Here is a 22,340-nt window from a genome sequence, read left to right on the forward strand (position 1 = left end):
CCCCCCCCCCCCCCCCCCCATTGCCCCGGGGCGGAAATCCCCGCGGCCCCGGGGGAACGCCACCCGGGCTGGCAAGCGTAAAACACGCTGAAGCTCGGGTTTGCAGTCCCGGCCACCCTTTTCCGGTGGCATGCGAAGGTGTAAACGCCAACGTACGATGTGCCAATGGGCAAACGCGCCACTGCAACAATTCGTACGATTCGCGACATTGTTGCACAGCCCCTGCGGACGTCCAGAACCTAGGGGCGCAATGGCTTGGCAGGTGTTAAGCCGCAGGCGCCGTTGTGCCGCGCGGCAGGATGGGGATCGTGCGGATTACGTCACCCTGCGCGCGGCGGAGGCGCTTCGCGTGGGTGCGGGCCGGTCGTGGCTGTGCTCAGCCCTTGAAGTGAGGATCGGTCACCGGCAACAGGTTGTAGCTGGACAGATCCATTTCGACGCGATGCACCTTGTCCACCTGCGCGTCGTCGGCGGGGTCAAACACACCTGGCACCGAGACGATCACAGTGCCCAGGCCATCGACGGTATGGACAGCGTGCGCATCCGGGAGCTGCGCGTGCTCAACCTGAGCTGGAACGAATCCCATCCAGCCGAAGAACTGACGGTGTTGATACAGGCGCCGGTCTATTTGATATGAAACAAGCCCCTTCTCGGGCGTTCTGGACTTCACATCGACGCACGCGAACGAGGGCCTTACTATTTTCACCAGCTCGACCAATGCCTTGAGCATGAGATCGGGCGCCTCCATTCCAAAAGCCTGAAGCTCTTCCAGACGGAATTTGTTGAAACCTGCTGTCGGATCTATGCCGAGCACGGCTAAACCAGGCTCGCGCCAGTCGCGGTCGTTGTTCACGTTGGCCAAACTGAGCGAAGCGCCAAGACCTTCGAAGTCACCGAAACTCCTACGATCCTTCTCGATGTCCCGCCTCATCTGCTCTATCAACGCCTCCCTCTCGCCGATAGGCACATACCTACTCTTGCGGCTCGGCGGCAGTGCAAACCAATCCTTGAGGGATGGATAGAGTGGGTCCAGAGCCTTCGTCGCCAGCACAGCCAACCGCAGCACTTCCTCAGCGGACCTGCCAACGGGCGTCGTTCGCAGATTGGCTTGAACACTAATAATCAAGCGCATTCCCCAGCATAAGGTTCGTACTTGACGCGACGGTCAGGCTGGCCGCGGTCGTGCTCAGCCCTTGAAGTGAGGATCGGTGACCGGCAACAGATCGTAGCTGGCCAGATCCATTTCAACGCGGTGCACCTTGTCCACTTGTGCGTCGTCGGTGGGGTCAAACACGCCCGGCACCGAGACAATGACCGTACCCAGGCCATCGACCGGGTGGACGGCATGCGCGTCGCGTATCTGCGCGTGGGTGATCTGCGCGGGCACGAAGCCCATCCAACCGAAGAACTGTCGGTGTTGATACAAGCGTCGGCTCATCTGATATGTCACAAGGCCCTTCTCGGGCGTTCTGGCTTTGACATTCGTACAGGCGAACGTCGGCCGCAATGCCTCCACCAGCTCGATCAGCACATTGAGCACTAGCAGAGACGTCGCATCCCCAAACGGCTCAAGACCCTCAATACTGAAAGCATTAAATCCAGTTGTCGGGTCCAACTGGAGCACAACCACTCCCGGTTTACGCTAGTCGCGGTCGTTATCGACGTTGGCGAGACTCAAGGACGCGCCGAGTTCCGAATAGTCACCAAATCGCTGGCGACGCTTCTCGACATGCCGTTCCATCCGAGTCAAGAGCTCTTCCGAATCATTCAAGGAGAGAGTCTTCTCTTTCTGACTCGAAGGAAGCGCATACCATCCTTTCATTAAGGGATGCATCCGCGCCAGTTTCTCAGTTATCTCCACAGCCAATCGCAGCACTTCGCGCGGAGATTTCGCGACAGGCGCTGTCCACAGATCGGCTTGAGCTCGTATGATCATATACCGCCCCCCCCGAAATGGCTCATATCTGCAAATCAACGGATCAAGTCGAGCAAATTCAATGGCTGCTGCCATTGCCCTTCTCTGCATGAAGCACCATACAAGCCTTCCTTGAGGCTCAGCAATCGCAATCGCCGCGCGCTGCCGAATCATCTGCTCCCTCCATGGCTGAAAGACACTGGGCACCACAAACCTGTACTTCGGCTGTTCTTCTTCATCAAGAAAATGGTCATACCTCCCCTTCGCCTCCACCACCGTGCAGTCCTTCAACCAGAACCCGTCAAACTCACAGGCGTTGAAGTGCCACTCCTGCGCGGTACGGGAGAACCCCTTCCGGTGCAGGTAATCAAACAACGTATCCACTGAGAAGAACGTCCGCGCCGGATCGGCCTTGTCCGCCACCATGAATCCAAAGCGCAGCGGTGCCGAGCGCAGGTTGGCGATGTACAGCTGGTACTCGTAGTTGATCAGATTGCGCCGGGTGACATAGCGCCCGGTGCGGGGCGGGCCAATGAACCCCTCCTTCAGCAGGCACTCGTTGCACGCGGTCTCGTCGGGCATCTGCGAGCAGTCCACCTCACGCGCCTTCGCCGTCGGCTCAGCGCGCGCATCCGGCTTGGCTTTGCCGCGCACCCGCTGCTGGATATCGCCCACCACATCGCGAATGCCATCGGCCACGTCACCGGTGGTCGGCCCGCCATAGGGTTCCACCGGATTGCCGTCTTCATCCACGCTGCCGTTACCGCCTCCCATGCCGGGCCCAAGCCAGGGCCGCGGGCCGATGATTCTGGTGCCCATCGTTGCTCTTAGTGTCCTGCCAGATTCGACAGCAGATCCGCCGCTGCCAGATTCGGGTTCTCTGCGCTGCGCATCCACATGTCCGCTGCCGGGACGGCCCGCAAGCCGCGCGCCCACGCCACGTCCGCCTTCACCCAGCGCACCAGCACCGGCAGGTGGGTGATGCGCAGCACGTAGGCTGCATGGTCATGGCTTCGCACCACCTCATCCATCAATGCCCCATCGCTCAGATGACCGACGCTGCCGGGGTAGTCCTCGCGAATCTCCCGGCACAACAACGGGAAGAAAGTGGAGGGGTCAGGCAGGCGCAGCAGGGCCTCCTGCTCTTCGCTGATCTCAAACATCAACCAATCTCCGCTGCATACAGCGCGTCACGTTCCAGGGCGTAGTGCTGGCCCAGCATCTGGAAGCGCCACTGCCGCAGCGGGCCCATCAGCTGCCTGCGCTGCTGCAGCGTGAAGGCCCGCTGCAAGCGCAGGAACACGCGGCCATCCCAGTAGCGCAGCAGTGCCAGCGTGCCGTTGGGGCGGCGCAGGTCCAGGCAGGCCTCCAGGTGCTGGAACACGGCTTCAAAGCCGACCTCACTGCGCAGCCAGGCCACGACCGGCTTGTCCAGTTCCAGCGCCCGCAACCATCCATCCACCTGGGTGTGGGACTGCGCGGGCAACTGCAGCAGCCACGAGCCGACGGATGCGTGCGCAGCCTCGGGCTGGCGCGCCAACAGGGACCGGTGCGGCAGGTCCTGGGCGTACCAGGCCAGCGCCTTGGGCGTGTCGGCGTACGCCGCTGCGTCGACAATCACGTATCGATTCATTCAGCGGCCCAGGAACGGTGCGCCGGAGCGCGAAGCGGCCAGCAGGCATTCCTCACACACGGGCTCCTTGGCAGCCTGCAGCGCTACGGGCAACGGGGCCAGATCCGAGGCAGCAGCGGCGGGCCAGACACCGTCAGCCCCGCCACATCCCCCGCCCATGTCCACATAGACGCGGGATTGCTTGCCGGCAATCAGCGAGCAGCCGCACGAGAGCCTGTCGCCATGGCGTGCGACGGGCTGGCCTTCAAACGTCAGCGTGATGTCGCCACTGACGATGGTGGCCACGCGCTGGTGCTTGGGGCAGGTGGCCTTGTCGCCCACCCGCGCAACCGGCATGCCCTCGATGTCGGTAACCGGCGATCCGCAGATGACCCTGCCACCGCCCGTGGTTGCATCACCCACCACAATCAACGTCCTTGCCACCCTGCAATCCTTCGCCCATGGATGTGGCCCGAACCTAGCAACGCCCCACACCCCCTGCACTTCATTGCGGCGACCATCACGGCGTGCATGCCGCGGCCAAACGCGCGCAATGGCCCGCAACGCAAGGGGTTGGCTGGATCACGGCGCATATCCATGGTGCACTGGCCGCCCTCACCCGGCTATGCAGAACGCGACAGATCGCGCCGACGGGACCTCACCCCGCCAGCCACGTACAATGGGCCTTCCCCCACCCACCGCGCCGGCACAGCCCGGTGCGGCGCTGCACGCCAAGACACGGCATGCGACACCTGCAAGGACCACCGATGAGTTCCTCCCCTTCCGATTCGCCGTCGCTGCTGCACGGTCGCGTCCTCGCGTTCGCCGCGATCCTGCTGGCCGCGATCAACCTGCGCACCGCCGTCACCTCGATCACGCCGCTGCTGGACGTGCTCGGCCAGCAGTTCGGCTTCGGCACCACCATGACCGGCGTGCTGGGCATGCTGCCGACCGCCTCGTTCGCGCTGTTCGGCGTGGCCACGCCTGCACTGGCGCGACGCCTGGGCCTGGAGCGCACCACGCTGCTGGCGATGGTGATGGCGATGGCCGGCCTGCTGCTGCGCTCCGGCGCCGGCAATGTCGGCTCGCTGTTGTTCGGTTCGGTGCTGGCACTGGCCGGCATGGGCATCGGCAACGTGGTGGTGCCGCCGCTGGTGAAGCGTTACTTCGCCAACAAGGTCGGCACCATGAGCACGCTCTACATCAGCGTGCTGCAGCTGGGCACGATGCTGCCGGCGCTGCTGGCGGTGCCGGTGGCCAACGCCGCGGGCTGGCGGGTGTCGCTGGGCATGTGGGCCCTGCTGGCGCTGGCCGCCGCGCTGCCGTGGCTGGTGCTGGCCACGCGCGCGACGAAGCCGCAGGCCGATGCCACTGATCCGACCGCGCAGCCGCATGGCAAGGTCTGGCGCACCTCGCTGGGCTGGGGCATGACGCTGATGTTCGGCATGACCTCGCTGATGACCTATTCGATGTTCACCTGGCTGCCGCGCATCGTGGTCGAGGCCGGTGGCACGCCCGCCTTCGGCGGCGTGATGGTGGCGGTGTTCTCGGCCCTGGGCCTGCTGCCCTCGCTGGTGATTCCGTCGATGGCGGTGCGCCTGCAGAACCCGTTCCCGCTGGTGCTGGTCGGCTTCTTCGCCTTCGTGATCGCCTTCACCGGCCTGCTGCTGGCGCCGATGAAGGCACCGCTGCTGTGGGCCTGCCTGCTGGGCGTCGGCCCATCCACCTTCCCGCTGGCGCTGACCCTGATCAATCTGCGCACCCGTACCCCGACCGGTTCGGCGGCGCTTTCCGGCTTCATGCAGGGCGTGGGCTACAGCTTCAGCTGCCTGGGGCCGTTCCTGGTCGGCTGGCTGCACACCGTCAGCGACGGCTGGACCCTCCCGTTCAGCTTCCTGTTCGGCTGCGCCACCCTGATGCTGTGTGCTTCCTGGGTGGCCTGCAAGCCGCGCAAACTGGAAGACCTCTGGTGATGCTGCGGGCCGCCTGCCGGCCCCGACCACAGGCGCGTAGCCTTCACGCGCATTTTGACGCCGGACTGACAATTCCCGGCGGATAGTGCCCACGAATGCCCATCCTTGCCGCGTGCCGGCATCGGGCATGGGGGCGGCACCGCCGCCCGGGCCACCACTCGGTGTGCGGGGGACTTTCGTTTCAGACAAGACATTGCAGGTCGCTGTCCGGGTTGTACCCGCCCTTGCAGGGCGGCATGCACGAAGGGAGTGACGCGGGCCACGGCCACGCCAAAAGCTGGCATGTGATGTGCGTCACAGTTTTCATGGTTGTCTGGTTCGGAAGCCAAGGGGGTCCCCAATGGTTGTCCACCGCCGGCTGGCGCTCTGCGTCGGCCTTGCCTGCACCGCGCTGGCCTGGACCAGCAGCGCTGCCCCGCCCGACCGCGAAGCGGCGCTGGCCGAGATCGGCCGCTACCGCGACCAGGCCCGCTGGCTGGATGCGCTGGGTGCGATCGAACGCGCCAGCCAGCAGCAGCCCAACGACGATCTGCTGTTCAAGCTGCGCGTACTGACCCTGGGCGACATCGGCAACGCGTGGCGGGCCTGGGAGCTCTACCAGCAGCGCCCGCAGCTGTTCGACGCTGCCCAGAAGCAGCGCCTGGAAGGGGATTACCTGGCCAAGCTGGTGGTCTGGAGCCTGGCCTACAGCAGCAGCGAAGACAGCCGCCTGGAGGAGGCCGAATCAACCCTGGCCCGCATGCAGCGCTATCTGGGGGGCGAAGGCACGCCGCCGGCGCAGGCGCCGCTGCGCATCCGCATGGACCGGCTGATCCTGCTCAACCGCCTGGGCCGACATGCGCAGGTGCGCGAGGAAGCACGCGCGCTGCAGGCCGAAGGCCACACCCTGCCCGACTACGTGCTGCCCGCCTTGGGTGATTCGCTGATGGGTACCCTGCACCCGCAGGAAGCCATTCCGGTGCTGCAGGCCGCAGTGGCCGGCGACCCGACCCGCGACGCCTCGCATTCGGAGTTGGCCTATGCCTACCTGGAAAGCGAACAACAGGAAAAGGCCATCGACCTGCTGCAGGCCTGGCGCGACAAGGAGCCGGCGTGGCGTTGGAGCAATGGCAAATCACCGTACCCGAACTGGTCACGCTACGAGGCCGACCTGAACCTGGCGATGGTGCGCGCCTACAGTGGCGATCTGCGCACCGCACAGCACGACCTGGAATCGATGGTCGACATCGCACCCGGCAACGGTGGGCTGCAGAGTGCGCTGGGCAGCGTGTACATGATGCGCGGCTGGCCACGCCGGGCGCTGCAGCGGCAGCAGATGGCACATGCGCTGGACCCACGTGACATCGAAGCCCGCCTGGGCATGGAAGAAGCCTACGTCGCCCTGCAGCGTGATGACCTGGCACGGCCGCTGCACGACGATCTGATCGCGCGCTACCCCACCCAACCCGCGGTCGAGCGCATGGACCAGGCGTGGCGCGCGCATCGCGGCTGGCAGCTGAAGGCATGGACCGACATCGGCCGCAGCTCGGGCGGCGGCGGCACGTCGCCACTGGGCAACAACGATCGCCATTACGGCGTTGAAGTCGAATCGCCGATGCTGGATGACCGCTGGCGGTTGTTCGCCTTCGCCGACCGCCGCTCGATCGACTTCCAGGACCAGCGCATCGACCCGCTCTGGCTCGGGGCTGGCGTGCGCTACCGCTTCGGCCGGCTGGATGCGGAAGCCGCGGCGCTGCGCGCCAATGACCACATCGGCGACACCGGCCTGCGCGTAGGCGTCGGCTGGCAGTTCAATGATTACTGGCACGCCAGGCTGGTAGCCGCTCGCAATGATCCGGAAGCCTCGATGCAGGCCCGCGTGGCCGGTATCACTGCCGACAGCGTGAGCGCACAGGTGGACTACCGTCGAAGCGAGCTGACCCACTGGATGTTCGGCGCCAGCCGCTTCCGCTACGACGATGGCAACCATCGCGAACTGGTCAGTACCGGCCTCGAACAACGGCTGCTGACGCGTCCGCGCTGGCTGGTCGATGGACTGGCAAGCGCGTACGCCAGTCGCGGCAGCCGCGACGACGCGCCTTATTTCAACCCGAAGCGCGACCGCATGGTCGAGATCGGCCTGCGTATCGACCAGCAGCTGTGGCGTCACTACGAGCGCCATTTCCGGCACCGGCTGACGGTCTCGCTGGGCGACTACTGGCAGGATGGCTTCGGCAGTGCGCTGGTGCCGTCGGTGTCCTACATGCACGAATGGCAGCTGGGGCCCGGACGCGTGTTCGAGTACGGCGTGCGCTGGTCGCGGCCGGTCTACGACGGCCATCGCGAGCGTCATATCGGCTTCGAAGCTGCACTGCGCTGGGGAGACTGACATGGCCCACATCCTGCGACTGATCGTGCTGCTGTTGCTGGCCATTGCATCGCCAGCCTTCGCCCAGCAGGCCCTGCATCTCGATGCGATCGACAATGGTCTGCTGATCCTCAGCTACCACGACATCCGCGACCAGGTGGCCGCCAAGGGCGATGCCGATACCTATGCGGTGAGTACGCAGAACTTCGCCGCGCACCTGGACTGGCTGGGCGCGCACGGTTACCACCCGGTCTCGCTGTCGCAGGTGATCGAGGCCTCGCAGGGCCGCGCCACGCTGCCACCCAAGCCGGTGCTGCTGACCTTCGACGACGGCCTGCGCAGTGTCTATGACAAGGCCTTCCCCCTGCTCCAGGCCTACCGCTATCCGGCGCTGGTGGCGGTGATCACCGACTACGTGGACATGGCGCCGGGGCGCACCATCGACTATGGCTACCGCCCGTTCGGGCGTGACGACTTCGTCACCTGGGCACAGCTGAAACAGATGCATGACAGTGGCCTGATCGAAGTGGCCAGCCACACCGATGACCTGCATCACGGCGTGCTCGCCAATCCGCAGGGCAACTCCACGCCGGCGGTGGTGACCCGCGTCTACAGCCCGGCCACCCACAGCTACGAAAGCGAAGCCCAGTACGAACAACGCCTGCGTGCCGACCTCTCGCGCAGCGTGCAGCGTATCGAGCAGCACCTGGGCGTACGCCCACGGGCCATTGTCTGGCCGTATGCCGCCTACAACCAGCTGAGCAACGACATCGCCGAGCAGCTGGGCATGCCGGTTTCATTCGATCTGGAAGGCCGCAGCACACCGGTGGCCAGCGACCTGCACGGGCTGGCGCGCTTCCTGGTCAGTGACAATCCGACCGTGGAGGGCCTGGCCTACGAACTGCGCCGCGACGTCGCGCTCGATGGCATCCGCGCGCTGCAGATCGACCTGGACGATGTGTATGACCCCGACCCGGCACAGCAGGCGCGCAATCTCGATGCATTGATCGAGCGGGTCAAGCGCATCGCGCCGACCCACGTCTACCTGCAGGCGTTTGCCGACCCCGACGGCAACAACACCGCCGATGCGCTGTACTTCCCCAACCGCCACATGCCGATGCGCGCGGACCTGTTCAGCCGCGTCGCGTGGCAACTGAAATCGCGCGCCGGGGTGAAGGTCTACGCATGGCTGCCGGTGCTCGGCTTCGAACTGCCCGACCCGGTACAGCGCAAGGCATTGGCAATCCAAAGCGGCGATGCCGATGGCATGTACCGGTTGGATTTCACCAACCCGAAGGCACGCCAGATCATGCTCGACATCTACGAGGACCTGGCGGTCAACTCGTACTTTGAAGGCCTGCTGTTCCACGACGATGGCTACCTGCGCGACACCGAACTGCCCGCACTGTCCTCCGGCGACGGCGGCAGCGCGCGCACCCAGGCGCTGATCGACTTCACCCTGTCCCTGCGTGACAGCGCCCAGCGCTGGCGACCTAAGCTGGCAACGGTACGCAACCTGTATGCCGAGCCCGTACTGCGCCCGCAGAGCGAAGCCTGGTTCGCGCAACGCCTGGACCTGTTCAACAAGGCCTACGACCAGACTGCGCTGATGGCGATGCCGTGGATGGAAGGCAGCAAGCACCCGGAGCGCTGGCTGGACCAGCTGCTGGCCGCCGTACGCAGCCACGACCCCCAGCTGCAGCACACCCTGTTCGAGCTGCAGACCGTCGACTGGAACAGCGGCCAGCCGATTCCCGCCGAGCGCCTGCGCGCGCAGATCCGCCAGCTGCAGGCGCAGGGCGTGCACCACTTCGCCTGGTATCCGGACGACTTCATCGCCGACCAGCCCTCCACCCACGATGCCCGTGCGGCGATGTCCGCCGGCAACTTCCCGTACCCGGAGAAGTGACATGGACATGCATCCCATGCTGCTTATCCTGTTCCAGTTCGCCTTCTACTACCCGATGGTGATGGCGTTCTTCTGGATGTCCGGCGGGCTCTACTACTACTTCCGGCGCGAGCGCCACTCACGCCCGCGCAACGATCCCCCCCTGATGGTCGACCCTCCGTTCGCGACCCTGCTGATCCCCTGCCACAACGAATCGGAGAACCTGGACGACACGCTCGGCGCGGCGCTTGCACAGCGTTATCCGGCCGACTATGAGGTGATCGCCATCGACGATGGCAGCAGCGACGACACCGGCATTCGCCTGGACGCTCTGGCGGCCCGGCACCCACGGCTGCGCGTGCTGCACCTGGACCGCAACCTGGGCAAGGCCAATGCGCTGCGCATGGGGGCGCTGGCGGCGCGCTCGGAGTACCTGGTGTGCATCGACGGCGACGCGATGCTGGAAGAGAACGCGTTGCACTGGATGGTCTGGCACCTTGCCAGTGGCAGCCGGGTCGGTGCAGTGACCGGCAATCCTCGCATCCGCAACCGTTCGACCCTGCTCGGTCGCCTGCAGGTGGCCGAATTCTCATCGATCATCGGCATGATCAAGCGTGCGCAGCGCGTGTACGGGCGCATCTTCACCATCTCCGGGGTGATCGCCGGCTTCCGCCGTACCGCCCTGCACCAGGTCGGCTGGTGGTCGGATGACATGGTCACCGAGGACATCGACATCAGCTGGCGCCTGCAACACGCACACTGGGACATCCGCTACGAGCCGAACGCGCTGTGCTTCATCCTGATGCCGGAAACATTGAAGGGCCTGTGGCGGCAGCGGCTGCGCTGGGCGCAGGGCGGCGTGGAAGTGATGCTGCGGCATGCGCGGTCGCTGCTGCACTGGAAGGAACGGCGCATGTGGGGGGTGCTGCTGGAGTATGTGCTGAGCGTGGTGTGGGCCTACACCATGCTGTTCATCGTGCTGCTGTGGGCATTGGGAAAGTTCGTCGAGCTGCCCCCGCAGCTGCACATCGTCAGCCTGTTGCCGGAATGGCATGGCGTGATCCTGGCGCTGGTCTGCCTGTTGCAGTTCGCCAGCAGCCTGATCATCGACCGGCGCTACGAAACACAGATTGGACGCAACTATTTCTGGGTCATCTGGTACCCGATGGCGTACTGGCTGATCAGCCTTTCCACCACCCTGGTGGCGCTGCCGAAGACGCTGCTGCGCCGTCGCCGCAAGCGCGCCACCTGGACCAGCCCTGACCGGGGAATCCGATGAACGCACAACGCCCATCCAACCGCTTCGACTCGCGGACGATCCGCAAGCCGCACCGCCAGCCTCGCTTCCAGCGCACGGCCTGGGGCTTCGTCACCCTGGCATTCTGGGGCTTCTACTTCTACCTGTGGGCGCCGCTGGTAACCCTGCTGTCGTGGCTGATTGGCGGCCAGCTGGCGTGGCAGCAGCTGTATGAGCGGCAGAACCAGCTCGATCCGTACGTGCTGGTGGCGTTGCCGCTGATGCTGCTGTGCGCCAGCGTGCTGCTGATCGGCTGGGCCGAGTACAACCGTGCACGCTTCCGCGGCCACGACCGGCGCCTGCCACGCCCGCTGGCCAGCCTCAACGAGGTCGCGGCCGATCTGGGCGCCAGCACCGGCCTGGCCGAACGCCTGATGGGATGCAAGGCCGCCACGCTGCACATGGATGAGCATGCACGGCCGATCGGCATCCGCCGCGAGGTGGTGTAGCCCCGCTGCCCGTCAGGCGCCGACCTGGGGGGCACCTGCCTTGGTGGGTGCCAACCTTGGTCGGCGTTCTCTCCGGTGGGTGCCAACCTTGGTCGGCACCGATGTCCGCCACGAGGAGCATCCACGCATGGCGTGGATCTACTTGCGCGTCTGCCCTTCGCCGCGCACGACGAAACGCTCGACGGTGAGCGCTTCCAGGCCCATCGGGCCATAGGCATGCAGGCGCGTGGTGGAAATGCCGATCTCGCTGCCCAGGCCGAGCTGGCCGCCGTCGGAAAAGCGCGAGGAGGCATTGACCATCACCACCGCCGAGCGCAGCGCGTTGACGAAGCGCTCTGCATTGCCGCTGTCTTCGGTGGCAATCACTTCGGTGTGGTCGGAGGTATAGCGGCGGATGTGGGCAATGGCCGCATCAAGATCGTCGACCACGCGTACCGCCAGCACCAGGTCGAGGAACTCGGCGGCGTAATCCTCGTCGGTGGCGGCGCGGCTGTCCGGCAACTGCGGCTGGGCACGCTCGTCCGCACGCAGTTGCACACCGCGCTCGCCCAGCGCCCGTGCCACGCGTGGCAGGAATGCATCGGCCACGTCGCCGTGCACCAGCAGCGTCTCCAGTGAATTGCAGGCGGCCGGGCGGCTGCACTTGCCATCCACCAGCAGATCGATGGCCTTGTCCAGGTCTGCACTGGCGTCCACGAACAGATGGCAGACGCCCTTGTAGTGCTTGATCACCGGCACCCGCGCATGCTCGGCGACGAAACGGATCAGGCCTTCGCCGCCACGCGGAATGGCCAGGTCGATCAGCTCATGCAGCTGCAGCAGCTCCAGCATCGCTTCACGGCGCAGATCGGTCAGCACGGTCACCGCCGCCGGCGGTACGCCGTTGGCCTGCAAGGCACCGGCCAGCGCGTGGGCGATGGCGGTGTTGGAATGGATCGCCTCGGAACCGCCGCGCAGGATCACGCCATTGCCAGCCTTCAGGCACAGGGCGGCGGCTTCGGCGGTCACGTTCGGGCGTGCCTCGTAGATCATCGCGATCACGCCCAGCGGCACCCGCACCTTCTGCACGCGGATGCCGTTCGGGCGCACGTCGTCACGGGTCACCTGGCCGACCGGGTCCGGCAGCCCGGCCACTTCGCGCACGGCTTCGGCCATCGCGAACAGGCGCGGCGGGTCCAATGCCAGGCGATCGAGCATGGCAGTGCCCACGCCCTTCCCGCGCGCAGCGGCGAGGTCGCGCGCGTTGCCGGCCAGGATCAGCCCGGCATTCACTTCCAGTGCCTGGGCCATCGCCAGCAGCAGGGCGCGTCGCGCTTCACTGTCGAGGCCGGCGACCACCTGGGCCGCGTCACGGCAGGCACGCGCCTGCGCTTCGATTCCGCTCATCGGGATGTCCTTCAATCCGGTCATGGCAGTACCAGGTCGTCACGATGGACAACGCTGCCGCCGTAGTTGTAGCCGAGCAGGGCCTGGATATCACGCGAATGACGGCCAGCGATGCGGCGCACGTCATCGGCTGCATACTGACTGACCCCACGCGCGATGCAGACCCTCCCCTGCGGTGCGTCCCAGCACACCTGCACCATGTCGCCACGGCGGAACCCGCCGTCCGCGCCGGTAATGCCACCGGGCAACAGCGAAGCGCCCTTCTCGCGCATCGCCTGTGCCGCACCAGCATCGATCATGATCGCGCCCTCGGCCAGCGGCGCATGCCTCAACCAGTGCTTGCGGGCCGCCTCGCGGCTGCGCGCGGCGTGGATGCGGGTGCCATACAGGCGATCCTGCGCCAGTGCGCGCACCACGTCACCGCTGCGGCCATTGAACAGGTAGGTCTCGATGCCGAGGCGGCCGGCTTTCGCCGCTGCCTCCAGCTTGGTGCGCATGCCACCGGTGCCGGCACGCGAACCGGCGCCACCGGCCATGGCCAGCACCGCCTCATCCAGTTCGGGCACGTCGTGCAGCGGCTGTGCGTCGGCGGCCGTGCGCGGGTCGGCGCTGTACAGGCCATCGATGTCGGTGGCGATGAACAGCGCATCGGCATCGACCAGTGCGGCGACTGTGGCGGCCAGGTTGTCGTTGTCTCCGAGCTTGAGCTCGTCCACCGACACCGTGTCGTTCTCGTTGACCACTGGCAGCGCACCCAGCCGCAACAGCTCGGTGAGCGTGGCGCGCGCGTTGAGGTAGCGACGGCGATTGCGCAGGTCGTCGTGGGTCAACAGCACCTGCGCCACCGGGCGTTCGAAGAAGCGCTGCCAGAGGCCGATCAGCTGGGCCTGGCCCAGCGCAGCCAGCGCCTGCCGTGCCGCCATTGCGGCGCCGGGCTCATCGGCACGTGGCAGGATCGCGCGCCCCGCCGCAACCGCACCGGAAGACACGATCACCACCTCGCGCCCGGCCAGCACGTTGGCCGAGACGAACTGGGCCAGGCCCAGCGCGTGGCGTGGCGACAGGCCGCCGCCATCGGCGGCCAGCAGGCTGCTGCCGACCTTCAGCACCGCGCGCCGCCAGGGCGGCAACGCCTGTTGTGGGAACGGCGAGGCGACAGCGGCGGCGTGCAGGGTCATCGGTCAGGGCCTCAGCGGGTAGTCCATTCGTGCACGGTCAGCTCGGAAGCATGCATCGTCACCAGCGGATCGGTGGCGACGATGGCCTGCGCCTGCGCCAGGCTCTCGACATTGCACAGCACATAGGCGCCGCCGCTGCCATCGGCGAAGCCGCCGGTCAGCTGCAGCTTGCCCTGCGCCTGCAGCGCATCGAGGAAGTCACGGTGCGGCTGCACGGCGGCGGCGTTGAAATCGGGCCGGCGCATGGCCAGTACCAGGTAGACGGTGCCCGCCATCAGGCCAGCGCCTGCCAGCGCGCGCGCAGCTCATCCAGGCGCAGGTCGGCGGCCGAGCCCGGCGACACGCGTGCGGCCAGGCTGCCTTCCGGCGTGCGGCCCTGCCCTGCACTGTCGGCGCCCGCCGCGGCGGCCTTGTAGGCTTCGCGGAACGGCACGCCGGCCACCGCCGCTTCCACCGCCACATCGGTGGCGTACATGCCCGAGTCGATCGCCGCGCGAACCTTGTCGTCGCGCCATTCCAGGTTGGCCAGCAGCGCCGGCAGCAGTTCCAGCGCCGACAGGCCGCGACCGAAGCCGTGGAAGATGGCGCCCTTGGACGACTGCAGGTCGCGATGATAGCCCGACGGCAGCGACAGCAGCTGCTCGATCTCGGTCCGCGCGGCGGCGACGCTGGCGTGGGTCGCGCGCATCAGCTCGATCACGTCCGGGTTGCGCTTGTTGGGCATGATCGAACTACCGGTGGTGTACTGCGCCGGCAATGCGACGAAGCCGAATTCGGCGCTGGTGAACAGCGACAGGTCCCAGGCGATGCGGCGCAGGTCCAGCGTGGCGCCGCCCAGCGCTTCCAGCGCGGCCAGTTCGAACTTGCCGCGCGACAGCTGCGCGTAGATCGGCGAGATCTGCATGCGCGCAAAGCCGAGCGCGGCAGTGGTGTGTTCACGGTCCAGCGGCAGGTTCACGCCATAGCCGGCAGCGGTGCCAAGCGGATTGGCATCCACCAGCGCATGCGTGTCGCGGGCGCGGATGGCGTTGTCGATGAAGGCCTCGGCCCAGCCGGCCCACCACATGCCGGCCGAGGACACCACGGCACGCTGGATGTGGGTGTAGCCGGGGATCGGCAGGTCCTTTTCGGCCTGCGCACGGTCCAGCGCGACCTTGGCCACGTCGGCGCTGAGCTGGGCAACGCGTTGCAGCTTTTCCTTCAGCCACAGGCGGGTGGCGACCAGGATCTGGTCATTGCGGCTGCGGCCGGTGTGGATCTTGCGGCCGGCGTCGCCAAGGCGCTCGGTCAGCCGCGCTTCGATCGCCGAATGGCCATCTTCGTAATGCGTGTCCAGCACGAAACGGCCGTCGCGGAAGTCCTGCGCCAGCACCTCCAGTTCGCGCAGCAGGCCGGCCAGTTCGTCGGCGCTGAGGATGCCGATATGCTGCAGGCCCTGCGCATGCGCGGCGCTGGCGGCGATGTCGTGCAGGAAGAACTCGCGGTCGAGGATCACGTCGTCGCCGGCGAGGAAGGTCTGGATCTGTGCGTCGACGGCGACGCCGGGCTTCTGCCAAAGAAGGTCTGCCATGGGGGCTCCGGAATGCGTGTTCAGTGCGGGATCGACGTCAGTTCGTCGATGCCCAGCGCGAGGTTGAGGTTCTGCATGGCCTGGGTGGCCGCGCCCTTCAGCAGGTTGTCCAGGGTCGCGACCACGACCACCCGCTTGCCGCCCGGGGCCAGGGTGAAGCCACCGACCTGGGCGCCATGACGACCGGCAATGCGGCTGACCCACGGCGCTTCATCCACCACCTCGATCAGCGGCTCGCCCGCATAGGCCTGCTGGAAGCGCTCGACGATCTGCTCGCGGGTCTGCACGCGGTTCAGCCACAGGTTGGCGGTGAGCGTGATGCCACGGAAATGCGGTGCGACGTGCGGCATGAACTCGACAGCCACGCCCAGCTGCACCGACACCTCGCGCTCGTGCACGTGGTTGGTCAGCGCATACGGCATCAGGTTGTCGGCCAGCAGCTCGACGTTGTTCTTGTCCGACGGCGTGGTACCGGCACCGGAGTAACCCGAGACACCGAAGCACTGCGGCGGGCCAGCCAGCAGGTCCAGCAGCGGATGCACTGCCAGCTGCATCGCGGTGGCATAGCAGCCCGGGTTGCTGATGTGCTTCTGGCCGTTGTAGCGGTTGCGGGTCAGCTCCGGCAGACCGTAGTACCAGCTGTTGTCGAAGCGGTAATCGGCCGAGAGATCGACGATGACGGTTTCCGGCCTGGCCGCTTCCAGCGCTGCCACGAAGGGGGCGGCCAGGCCATTGGGCAGGGCCAGGATCACCGCGTCCACGCCCTTGGCGGCCACCGCGTCGGCATCCAGGTTCTCGTACTGCAGGTCACCCTGGAACTCCGGGTGATGGTCCGACAGGCGCTGCCCGGCGCGCTCGCGCGAGGACACGAAGGCCAGCTTCAGGCGCGGGTGTGCGGCCACCAGCTTGATCAGCTCGGCGCCGGTATGGCCACGGGCGCCGACGATGCCCAGGGTGAAAGTCGAATCGTTCATGCTTGACGGTCCAGGCGGTACTGCAGGTGGCGCTTCACGCCCTGCCATTCCGCGTCGATGATGGAGAAGATGACGGTATCGCGCGGCGTGCCATCGGCATGCCGCTTGTGGTTGCGCAGCACGCCATCCTGCTTGGCGCCGAGGCGGGCGATGGCGGTGCGCGAGGTGGCGTTGAACCAGCTGGTTTCCAGCACTACGCTGATGCAGCCCAGCACTTCGAAGGCATGCTGCAGCAGCAACAGCTTGGCTTCGGTATTGGCACCGGTGCGCTGTGCGCGCGGCGTGTACCAGGTGTAGCCGAGACTGAGCTTGGGCACGCTGGCGTCCATGTCGTAGAAACGGGTGCTGCCGATGATGTCACCGGCAGCATCGCGGATCACGAACGGCAGCCCCTTGCCTTCGGCCTGCGCCTGCAGCGCGGCCTGCACATAGGCCTCGGCCTGCTCCGGCGACGGCACCTGGGTATACCAGAGCTGGTCCAGGCCGCTGCCTTCCAGCGCGGCACGCAGGCCGGGGACGTGCTCAAGCTGCAGCGGCTGCAGCAGTACGTGCTGCCCGCGCAGTGTGGGGACGGTGTTCCAGGCGTCCGGGTTGTTCATCGCTCAGCCCTGCAGACTCGGGGTGCGCTGGGCGCAGTGATCGACATAGGTCTTGATGCGATCGATGCCATCGGCGCCGAACCAGAACACCTTCCAGTGATCCTGCTTGTAGCAGCCGTCGGACTCAGCGTAGTAGAAGTGGTTGATCGGATTGCCGTGGCGCGAGCGCCAGAACAGCTGCGGCGTTTCTTCCAGCATCACGTTCCAGACCGCGCGGCCCAGGCCTTCGCCCTGCGCATCGTCCAGCACGGCGAACTTGTCCAGGTACACGCCTTCGGCTTCATCGGTGAGGATCACCGCAGTACGGTAGTTCTCGCTGACGTAGGCGCGCAGCAGCCTGGTCTTCTCGAAATAGTCCGGCACCAGGGTGCGGCCGAAGCTGGATTCGATCAGCTGCTTCAGGCGCGGCAGGTCCAGTTGCTCCCATGCGGTGGCGCGCAGCACCTTCTCGCCCTTGCGCACCAGCGTGCCCGAGCCCTTGTGGGTGAACAGTTCCTTGGCCAGGTCGGCCGGACGGGTGATCGACACCGACGATTCCAGCGGCAGGCGATCGAGCAGATCCTTGATCTGTTCGATCTTCACCTTCATGCCACCGTGGATCCACGGCTGCGCGATCAGGTGGTCGTATTCGGTGGAAAGGTTGATCGAATCGATCACGTTGCCGGCCTCGTCCAGCAGGCCACCGGTACCGGTCAGGAAGATGATCTTGTACGGCTGCAGCTCCTGTACCAGCTCGTTGGCGGCGAAATCGGCATTGACGTTGAGGATCTGGCCACCGGCGGTCTCGCCCAGGCTGGTGATGACCGGAATCGAGCCGGCGCGCAGGCTGGCCTCGATCGGTGCCAGGTTGACCTTCTTCACCTCGCCGACCAGGCCGTAGGTGTCCACGTCCAGGTATTCGGCCTCGAACACGCCACCGGTGATCGAGGTAGCGCGCGCGCCGTTCTGCTGAAGGGCTTCGACCAGGCGCAGGTTGGACTGCTGGAACACCCGGCGCACGATCGCCAGCGCCTCCGGCGAGGTCACGCGCAGCCCGTTGACGGTCTGCTTTTCGATGCCGGCGGCAGACAGCTCGGCATCCAGCTGCGGGCCGGCGCCGTGCAGCACGATCGGGGTCAGCCCGACTTCCTGCAGGAACGACAGCGAGGAGGTCAGCGCGTCGAGATCATCGCGCAGCACCGCGCCGCCGACCTTGACCACGGCGAAGCGCTTGGCATCCAGCTGCGAAAAGCGCTTGAGGTACTGGCTGATCTCCTTCGCGCTGGCCATGCTGGAAAGCAGGCGCACGATGGTCTGGCGGGTCTGGCGGTGAGGCTGGAGGGCAGGAGACATTTCGGTTTCGTCGGAAAGGGAAGAATCAGGCGCCGGCGGCGATGATGCGATGCACGGCGTCGGTGTAGCGCTGCAGCTGCTCCAGCGTCACGAACTCATCGGCGGTGTGGGCCTGGGCGATGTCGCCCGGGCCAAAGACCAGGGTGGTGTAGCCGCCGGCAGAGAACAGCGAGGCCTCGGTCCAGAAGTCCACCGCGTTGCCGATCGGCAGCTCCAGCGCATCGGCCACGTCGCGCGCCAGCAGGCGACGATTCTCGGCCTCGGCGATGTCACCGGCCGGCAGGCTGGGGCCACGGAAGGTTTCGGTGAACACGGCAGCCTCCGGTTCGGCGAACCCGGCAAAGGTCGCCAGCAGCGCGTCGATGTCCATCGACGGCAGCGGACGGAAACCGAACCGCACTTCCGCGGCTGGCGCAATCATGTTGGCCTTGATCCCGCCCTCGACACGGCCGATGTTGAAGCGCAGGCCGGTCAGCCCGCCGAAGCGGGCCGAGGCCAGTGATTCCACATGGTCCAGCGCGCGGTTGCCCCAACGCATGGACTGGTGCAGCGCGCTGGCCGCCGCGTCCTGCTTGCCGGACGCGTGGCCGGCACGGCCGGCGAACTGCATCAGCACCGAACTGATGCCACGGTGCGCCAGCACCGCCTCGCTCATGGTCGGCTCGGCCACCAGCACCGCTTCATAGGGCAGGCCACGGGCCAGGAACGCAGCGATGCAGCGCGGATCGTTGGCTTCCTCGTCACTGGAGAACAGGAACGCGGCATCGCCATCGCTGGCATTGGCTGCCGCCACCAGCGCAGCAGCAGCACCCTTGATGTCACACACGCCCAGGCCGACCACGCGGTCGTCCAGCCGGCGCATCACATGCGGGTCGGCACTCCAGTGCGGCGAGTCCGGCACAGTGTCCAGGTGCACGTTGAACAGGTACTTCGGCGTCCCGCGCACGGCGTACAGGCTGACCGCGCCCGCGCCGTGGTCGATCACTTCCACGTTGAACCCGGGCAGGTTCGCGCGCAGGTAATCGAAGATGCCACCGGTGGTGATCGCACGCGGCGGGTTGCGGGTGTCGAAGGACACCAGGGCCTGCAGGTGATCGAGCGTCTGTTCAAGCATGAATCAACAATCCTGGTAGTGCCGGCCGCTGGCCGGCAACGATGTCGGTGGTGAATGCCGGCCAACGGCCGGCACTACCGTCACAGGTCAACCGCGATTGACCTGCGCATAGACAGTGGAACTCATGCCGAACAGCTTGATGAAGCCTTCGGCCTCTTCCACGCCCCAGTCCGCCGACTGCGCATAGGTGGCACCCTTGGTGTTGAGCAGGTGCGGCGACTTCACCGCCACCGCGTCGACGCGGCCGCCACGGGTTTCCAGCACCACTTCACCGTTGACCTTGGCCTGCGAGGACTTCAGGAAGGCTTCGATGTCGGTCTTCAGCGGGTCGTGGTAGAAGCCTTCGTACACCAGCTCCACCCACTTGCGCGCCACGTCCGGCTTGAAGCGGTTCTGCTGCTTGGTCAGCACGGCATCTTCCAGCGCGCGGTGTGCGGCCAGCAGCGAAACCAGGCCCGGCGCCTCGAACACGATGCGGCCCTTCAGGCCGATCACGGTGTCGCCGGTGTAGACGCCACGGCCGACGCCGTACGGGGCGAACAGCTTGTTGAGCTGGGCCAGGATCTGGTCGCCCGGCAGCGCCTTGCCGTTCAGTTCAACCGCTTCACCTTCGACGAATTTCAGGGTCACGGCCAGCGCCTGTTCCGGCCACTCGCTGCGCGGCGAGCACCAGCCACGCGCGCCTTCACCCGGGGCTTCCCAACGGTCGATCTCGCCACCGGACATGGTCACGCCCAGCAGGTTCTCGTTGATGGTGTAGGCCTGCTGCTTGGCGCGCACGCCGAAGCCACGCTCTTCCAGGTACTTCTGCTCGTAGGCGCGGGTCTGGGTGTGTTCCTTCTGGATCTCGCGGATCGGCGCGATGATCTGGTAGTCGCCCAGCGCCTTCACCGCCAGGTCGAAGCGAACCTGGTCATTGCCCATGCCGGTGCAGCCATGGGCGATGATGTTGGTGCCCAGCTCGGCGGCACGCTTCAGCGCGGCATCGACGATCAGGTAACGGTCCGAGACCAGCAGCGGGTACTGGCCCTGGTAGCCTTCGCCGGCCCACACGAACGGCTTGACGAAGCCTTCCCAGATGGCCGGGCCACCGTTGACGGTCTGGTGGCTGGTCACGCCCAGCTCGGCGGCGCGCTTCTCGATGAAATCGCGTTCCTCATCATCCACGCCGCCGGTGTCGGCGAACACGGTGTGCACGTTGTAGCCGCGCTCCTGCAGGTACGGCACGCAGAAGCTGGTATCGAGGCCGCCGGAGAAGGCGAGGACGACGTCTTTGTTGCTCATGGGGGTCAGGTCCACTTGGTGATGAGATTTCGGTAGAGCCGACCGCTGGTCGGCTGAAATGTTGGATGCGCCGATGCGGGAGCAGCCGACCAACGGTCGGCTCTACCCCGTGTTTGATTCAACGCCCGGCAACCGCGGCCATGATCGCCTTCTGCACATGCAGGCGGTTCTCGGCTTCGTTGATGGCGATGCACTGCGGCGAATCCATCACCGCGTCGGTGGCCTTCACGTTGCGGCGCAGCGGCAGGCAGTGGCTGAACACACCGTTGTTGGTCAGCGCCATCTTCCGCTCGTCGACGATGAAGTGCTTGAACTGGTCGCGGATCGGCTTTTCCGGTTCCCAGTTGCCGAAGAACGGCAGCGCGCCCCAGCTCTTGGCGTAGACCACGTCGGCACCTGCATAGGCGCTGTCGATGTCATGGCTGATCTTCAGCGAACCACCGCTCTCGGCCACGTTCTGCTCGGCCCAGCCCATGTAGCGCTCGTCGAGGATGTAGTCCGCGGTCGGGCACAGCAGGGTCACGTCCATGCCCATGCGGGTGGCAATGGTCAGCGCCGAGTTGGCCACGGCGGTGTTCAGCGGCTTGGGGTGGTAGGTCCAGGTCAGCACGTACTTCTTGCCACGCAGGTCCTGGGTGCCGAAGTGCTCCTGCAGGGCCATGATGTGGGCCAGCTCCTGGCACGGGTGGGTGATGGTCTCCATGTTGATGACCGGCACCGGCGAGTACCTGGCGAAGCTGTTGAGGACGATGTCCTGGCGGTCGTAGGCCCAGTCCTGGAACTTCGGGAACGCACGCACGGCGATGATGTCGCAGTAACGGCCCAGCACCTTGGCCACTTCCGCGATGTGCTCTTCCGTATCGCCGTCCATCACCGTGCCGAGGTTGAACTCGATCGGCCACGCATCCTTGCCCGGCTGCAGCACCACCGCATGGGCACCAAGCTGGAACGCGCCCAGTTCGAAGCTGGTGCGGGTGCGCATGGACGGGTTGAAGAACACCAGCGCGATCGACTTGCCCTTGAGCTGGTCGCCGAGCTTGTTGCGCTTGAACAGCGCGGCCTGGGTCAGCAGCGCGTCGAGCTCGCTGCGGCTCCAGTCCTGGGTGTTCAGGAAGTGCTTGGGGGACATCATCTTTCCTTGCGTGGCGGCGCCGGGTTCGACGCGGTGGAAGGGAAAAGCAGGAACCAAAGGTGGAACGAAAAGGTTGCAGTTGCAGCTTTCAGAACGCAGAAACGAAAAAACCCAGCCGGGCGGCTGGGTTTTTTTCGGACGAACAGCAAAAAGCTCCGGTTACCCAGCGAGGATGTGGGGTTCCGGTCGACGCGCACGCGAGGTCATGCCCGACGCCTGTCTGGCTGCGCTGCTGTCGTGCTGGAAGTCGGTGAGCTTCATGGTCGACCATCTTTGCATGCGGCCGGGGC

Annotated in this window: 21 protein-coding genes; 5 read left to right on the forward strand and 16 right to left on the reverse strand. The window is 66.1% G+C overall.

What is annotated here, in order from left to right; all coding sequences use genetic code 11:
• Positions 1 to 376: 376 nt before the first annotated feature.
• Genes O0J73_RS09230 through O0J73_RS09255 form a run of 6 tightly spaced genes read right to left on the reverse strand, consistent with a single transcriptional unit; the run spans position 377 to position 3,971 of the window.
• On the reverse strand, positions 377 to 1,132 hold the full coding sequence (locus O0J73_RS09230; protein ID WP_308308551.1) for an Imm52 family immunity protein: 756 nt from the start codon (positions 1,130 to 1,132) through the stop codon (positions 377 to 379).
• 54 nt (positions 1,133 to 1,186) lie between these two features.
• Positions 1,187 to 1,624 carry an Imm52 family immunity protein gene (locus tag O0J73_RS09235; RefSeq protein ID WP_308308552.1) on the reverse strand — a complete coding sequence of 146 codons (438 nt, stop codon included), beginning with the start codon at positions 1,622 to 1,624 and terminating at the stop codon, positions 1,187 to 1,189.
• 18 nt (positions 1,625 to 1,642) lie between these two features.
• A complete protein-coding gene (locus tag O0J73_RS09240) occupies positions 1,643 to 2,734 on the reverse strand; it encodes a Tox-REase-5 domain-containing protein (protein ID WP_308308553.1) in 1,092 nt (363 codons plus the stop codon).
• Positions 2,735 to 2,742: 8 nt separating this feature from the next.
• Positions 2,743 to 3,078 (reverse strand): hypothetical protein, encoded by a 336-nt coding sequence (locus O0J73_RS09245; protein WP_308308554.1) that lies wholly within the window; start codon positions 3,076 to 3,078, stop codon positions 2,743 to 2,745.
• Positions 3,078 to 3,536 carry a DUF4123 domain-containing protein gene (locus O0J73_RS09250; protein ID WP_308308555.1) on the reverse strand — a complete coding sequence of 153 codons (459 nt, stop codon included), beginning with the start codon at positions 3,534 to 3,536 and terminating at the stop codon, positions 3,078 to 3,080. Before O0J73_RS09250 ends, O0J73_RS09245 begins: the two co-directional genes overlap by 1 nt.
• Positions 3,537 to 3,548: 12 nt before the next feature.
• On the reverse strand, positions 3,549 to 3,971 hold the full coding sequence (locus tag O0J73_RS09255; RefSeq protein WP_308308556.1) for a PAAR domain-containing protein: 423 nt from the start codon (positions 3,969 to 3,971) through the stop codon (positions 3,549 to 3,551).
• 323 nt (positions 3,972 to 4,294) lie between these two features.
• Here O0J73_RS09255 and O0J73_RS09260 point away from each other — a divergent pair, with 323 nt between their 5' ends.
• From O0J73_RS09260 to pgaD, 5 genes are all read left to right on the forward strand, one after another.
• Positions 4,295 to 5,500: an MFS transporter gene (locus O0J73_RS09260; RefSeq protein ID WP_308308557.1), complete on the forward strand. Its 1,206-nt coding sequence runs from the start codon at positions 4,295 to 4,297 to the stop codon at positions 5,498 to 5,500.
• A gap of 340 nt (positions 5,501 to 5,840) precedes the next feature.
• Positions 5,841 to 7,868, forward strand: coding sequence for a poly-beta-1,6 N-acetyl-D-glucosamine export porin PgaA (gene pgaA / locus O0J73_RS09265; RefSeq protein WP_308308558.1), 2,028 nt, complete (start codon positions 5,841 to 5,843; stop codon positions 7,866 to 7,868).
• A 1-nt stretch (position 7,869) separates the two neighbouring features.
• Positions 7,870 to 9,756 carry a poly-beta-1,6-N-acetyl-D-glucosamine N-deacetylase PgaB gene (pgaB, locus tag O0J73_RS09270; protein ID WP_308308559.1) on the forward strand — a complete coding sequence of 629 codons (1,887 nt, stop codon included), beginning with the start codon at positions 7,870 to 7,872 and terminating at the stop codon, positions 9,754 to 9,756.
• 1 nt (position 9,757) lies between these two features.
• Positions 9,758 to 11,014 (forward strand): poly-beta-1,6-N-acetyl-D-glucosamine synthase, encoded by a 1,257-nt coding sequence (gene pgaC / locus O0J73_RS09275; protein ID WP_308308560.1) that lies wholly within the window; start codon positions 9,758 to 9,760, stop codon positions 11,012 to 11,014.
• Positions 11,011 to 11,481, forward strand: coding sequence for a poly-beta-1,6-N-acetyl-D-glucosamine biosynthesis protein PgaD (gene pgaD, locus O0J73_RS09280; protein ID WP_008266968.1), 471 nt, complete (start codon positions 11,011 to 11,013; stop codon positions 11,479 to 11,481). Before pgaC ends, pgaD begins: the two co-directional genes overlap by 4 nt.
• Before the next feature lie 138 nt (positions 11,482 to 11,619).
• Here pgaD and O0J73_RS09285 read toward each other — a convergent pair whose 3' ends face one another.
• The 10 genes from O0J73_RS09285 to O0J73_RS09330 form a co-directional block, all read right to left on the reverse strand.
• Complete coding sequence (locus O0J73_RS09285; RefSeq protein WP_308308561.1) at positions 11,620 to 12,891, reverse strand: glutamate-5-semialdehyde dehydrogenase; 1,272 nt, start codon at positions 12,889 to 12,891, stop codon at positions 11,620 to 11,622.
• Positions 12,888 to 14,045 (reverse strand): glutamate 5-kinase, encoded by a 1,158-nt coding sequence (gene proB, locus O0J73_RS09290; protein ID WP_308308562.1) that lies wholly within the window; start codon positions 14,043 to 14,045, stop codon positions 12,888 to 12,890. Before proB ends, O0J73_RS09285 begins: the two co-directional genes overlap by 4 nt.
• Before the next feature lie 11 nt (positions 14,046 to 14,056).
• Positions 14,057 to 14,320: a YciI family protein gene (locus O0J73_RS09295; protein WP_006457079.1), complete on the reverse strand. Its 264-nt coding sequence runs from the start codon at positions 14,318 to 14,320 to the stop codon at positions 14,057 to 14,059.
• Positions 14,320 to 15,615, reverse strand: coding sequence for an argininosuccinate lyase (gene argH, locus O0J73_RS09300; protein WP_308308563.1), 1,296 nt, complete (start codon positions 15,613 to 15,615; stop codon positions 14,320 to 14,322). Before argH ends, O0J73_RS09295 begins: the two co-directional genes overlap by 1 nt.
• Before the next feature lie 20 nt (positions 15,616 to 15,635).
• A complete protein-coding gene (gene argC, locus O0J73_RS09305; RefSeq protein WP_308308564.1) occupies positions 15,636 to 16,589 on the reverse strand; it encodes an N-acetyl-gamma-glutamyl-phosphate reductase in 954 nt (317 codons plus the stop codon).
• A complete protein-coding gene (locus O0J73_RS09310; protein ID WP_308308565.1) occupies positions 16,586 to 17,188 on the reverse strand; it encodes a GNAT family protein in 603 nt (200 codons plus the stop codon). Before O0J73_RS09310 ends, argC begins: the two co-directional genes overlap by 4 nt.
• Positions 17,189 to 17,191: 3 nt before the next feature.
• Positions 17,192 to 18,520, reverse strand: a complete 1,329-nt coding sequence (locus tag O0J73_RS09315) for an acetylglutamate kinase (protein ID WP_006457088.1) — start codon at positions 18,518 to 18,520, stop codon at positions 17,192 to 17,194.
• Between the two features lie 25 nt (positions 18,521 to 18,545).
• Positions 18,546 to 19,634 (reverse strand): acetylornithine deacetylase, encoded by a 1,089-nt coding sequence (locus O0J73_RS09320; protein WP_006457090.1) that lies wholly within the window; start codon positions 19,632 to 19,634, stop codon positions 18,546 to 18,548.
• Positions 19,635 to 19,721: 87 nt separating this feature from the next.
• Positions 19,722 to 20,918: an argininosuccinate synthase gene (locus tag O0J73_RS09325; RefSeq protein WP_308308566.1), complete on the reverse strand. Its 1,197-nt coding sequence runs from the start codon at positions 20,916 to 20,918 to the stop codon at positions 19,722 to 19,724.
• 118 nt (positions 20,919 to 21,036) lie between these two features.
• Positions 21,037 to 22,047 (reverse strand): N-acetylornithine carbamoyltransferase, encoded by a 1,011-nt coding sequence (locus tag O0J73_RS09330; protein ID WP_006457094.1) that lies wholly within the window; start codon positions 22,045 to 22,047, stop codon positions 21,037 to 21,039.
• Between the last annotated feature and the right edge of the window lie 293 nt (positions 22,048 to 22,340).

Origin of the sequence: Stenotrophomonas sp. Sm6012, from assembly GCF_030985895.1 — a bacterium.
GTDB classification, from domain to species: domain Bacteria; phylum Pseudomonadota; class Gammaproteobacteria; order Xanthomonadales; family Xanthomonadaceae; genus Stenotrophomonas; species Stenotrophomonas forensis.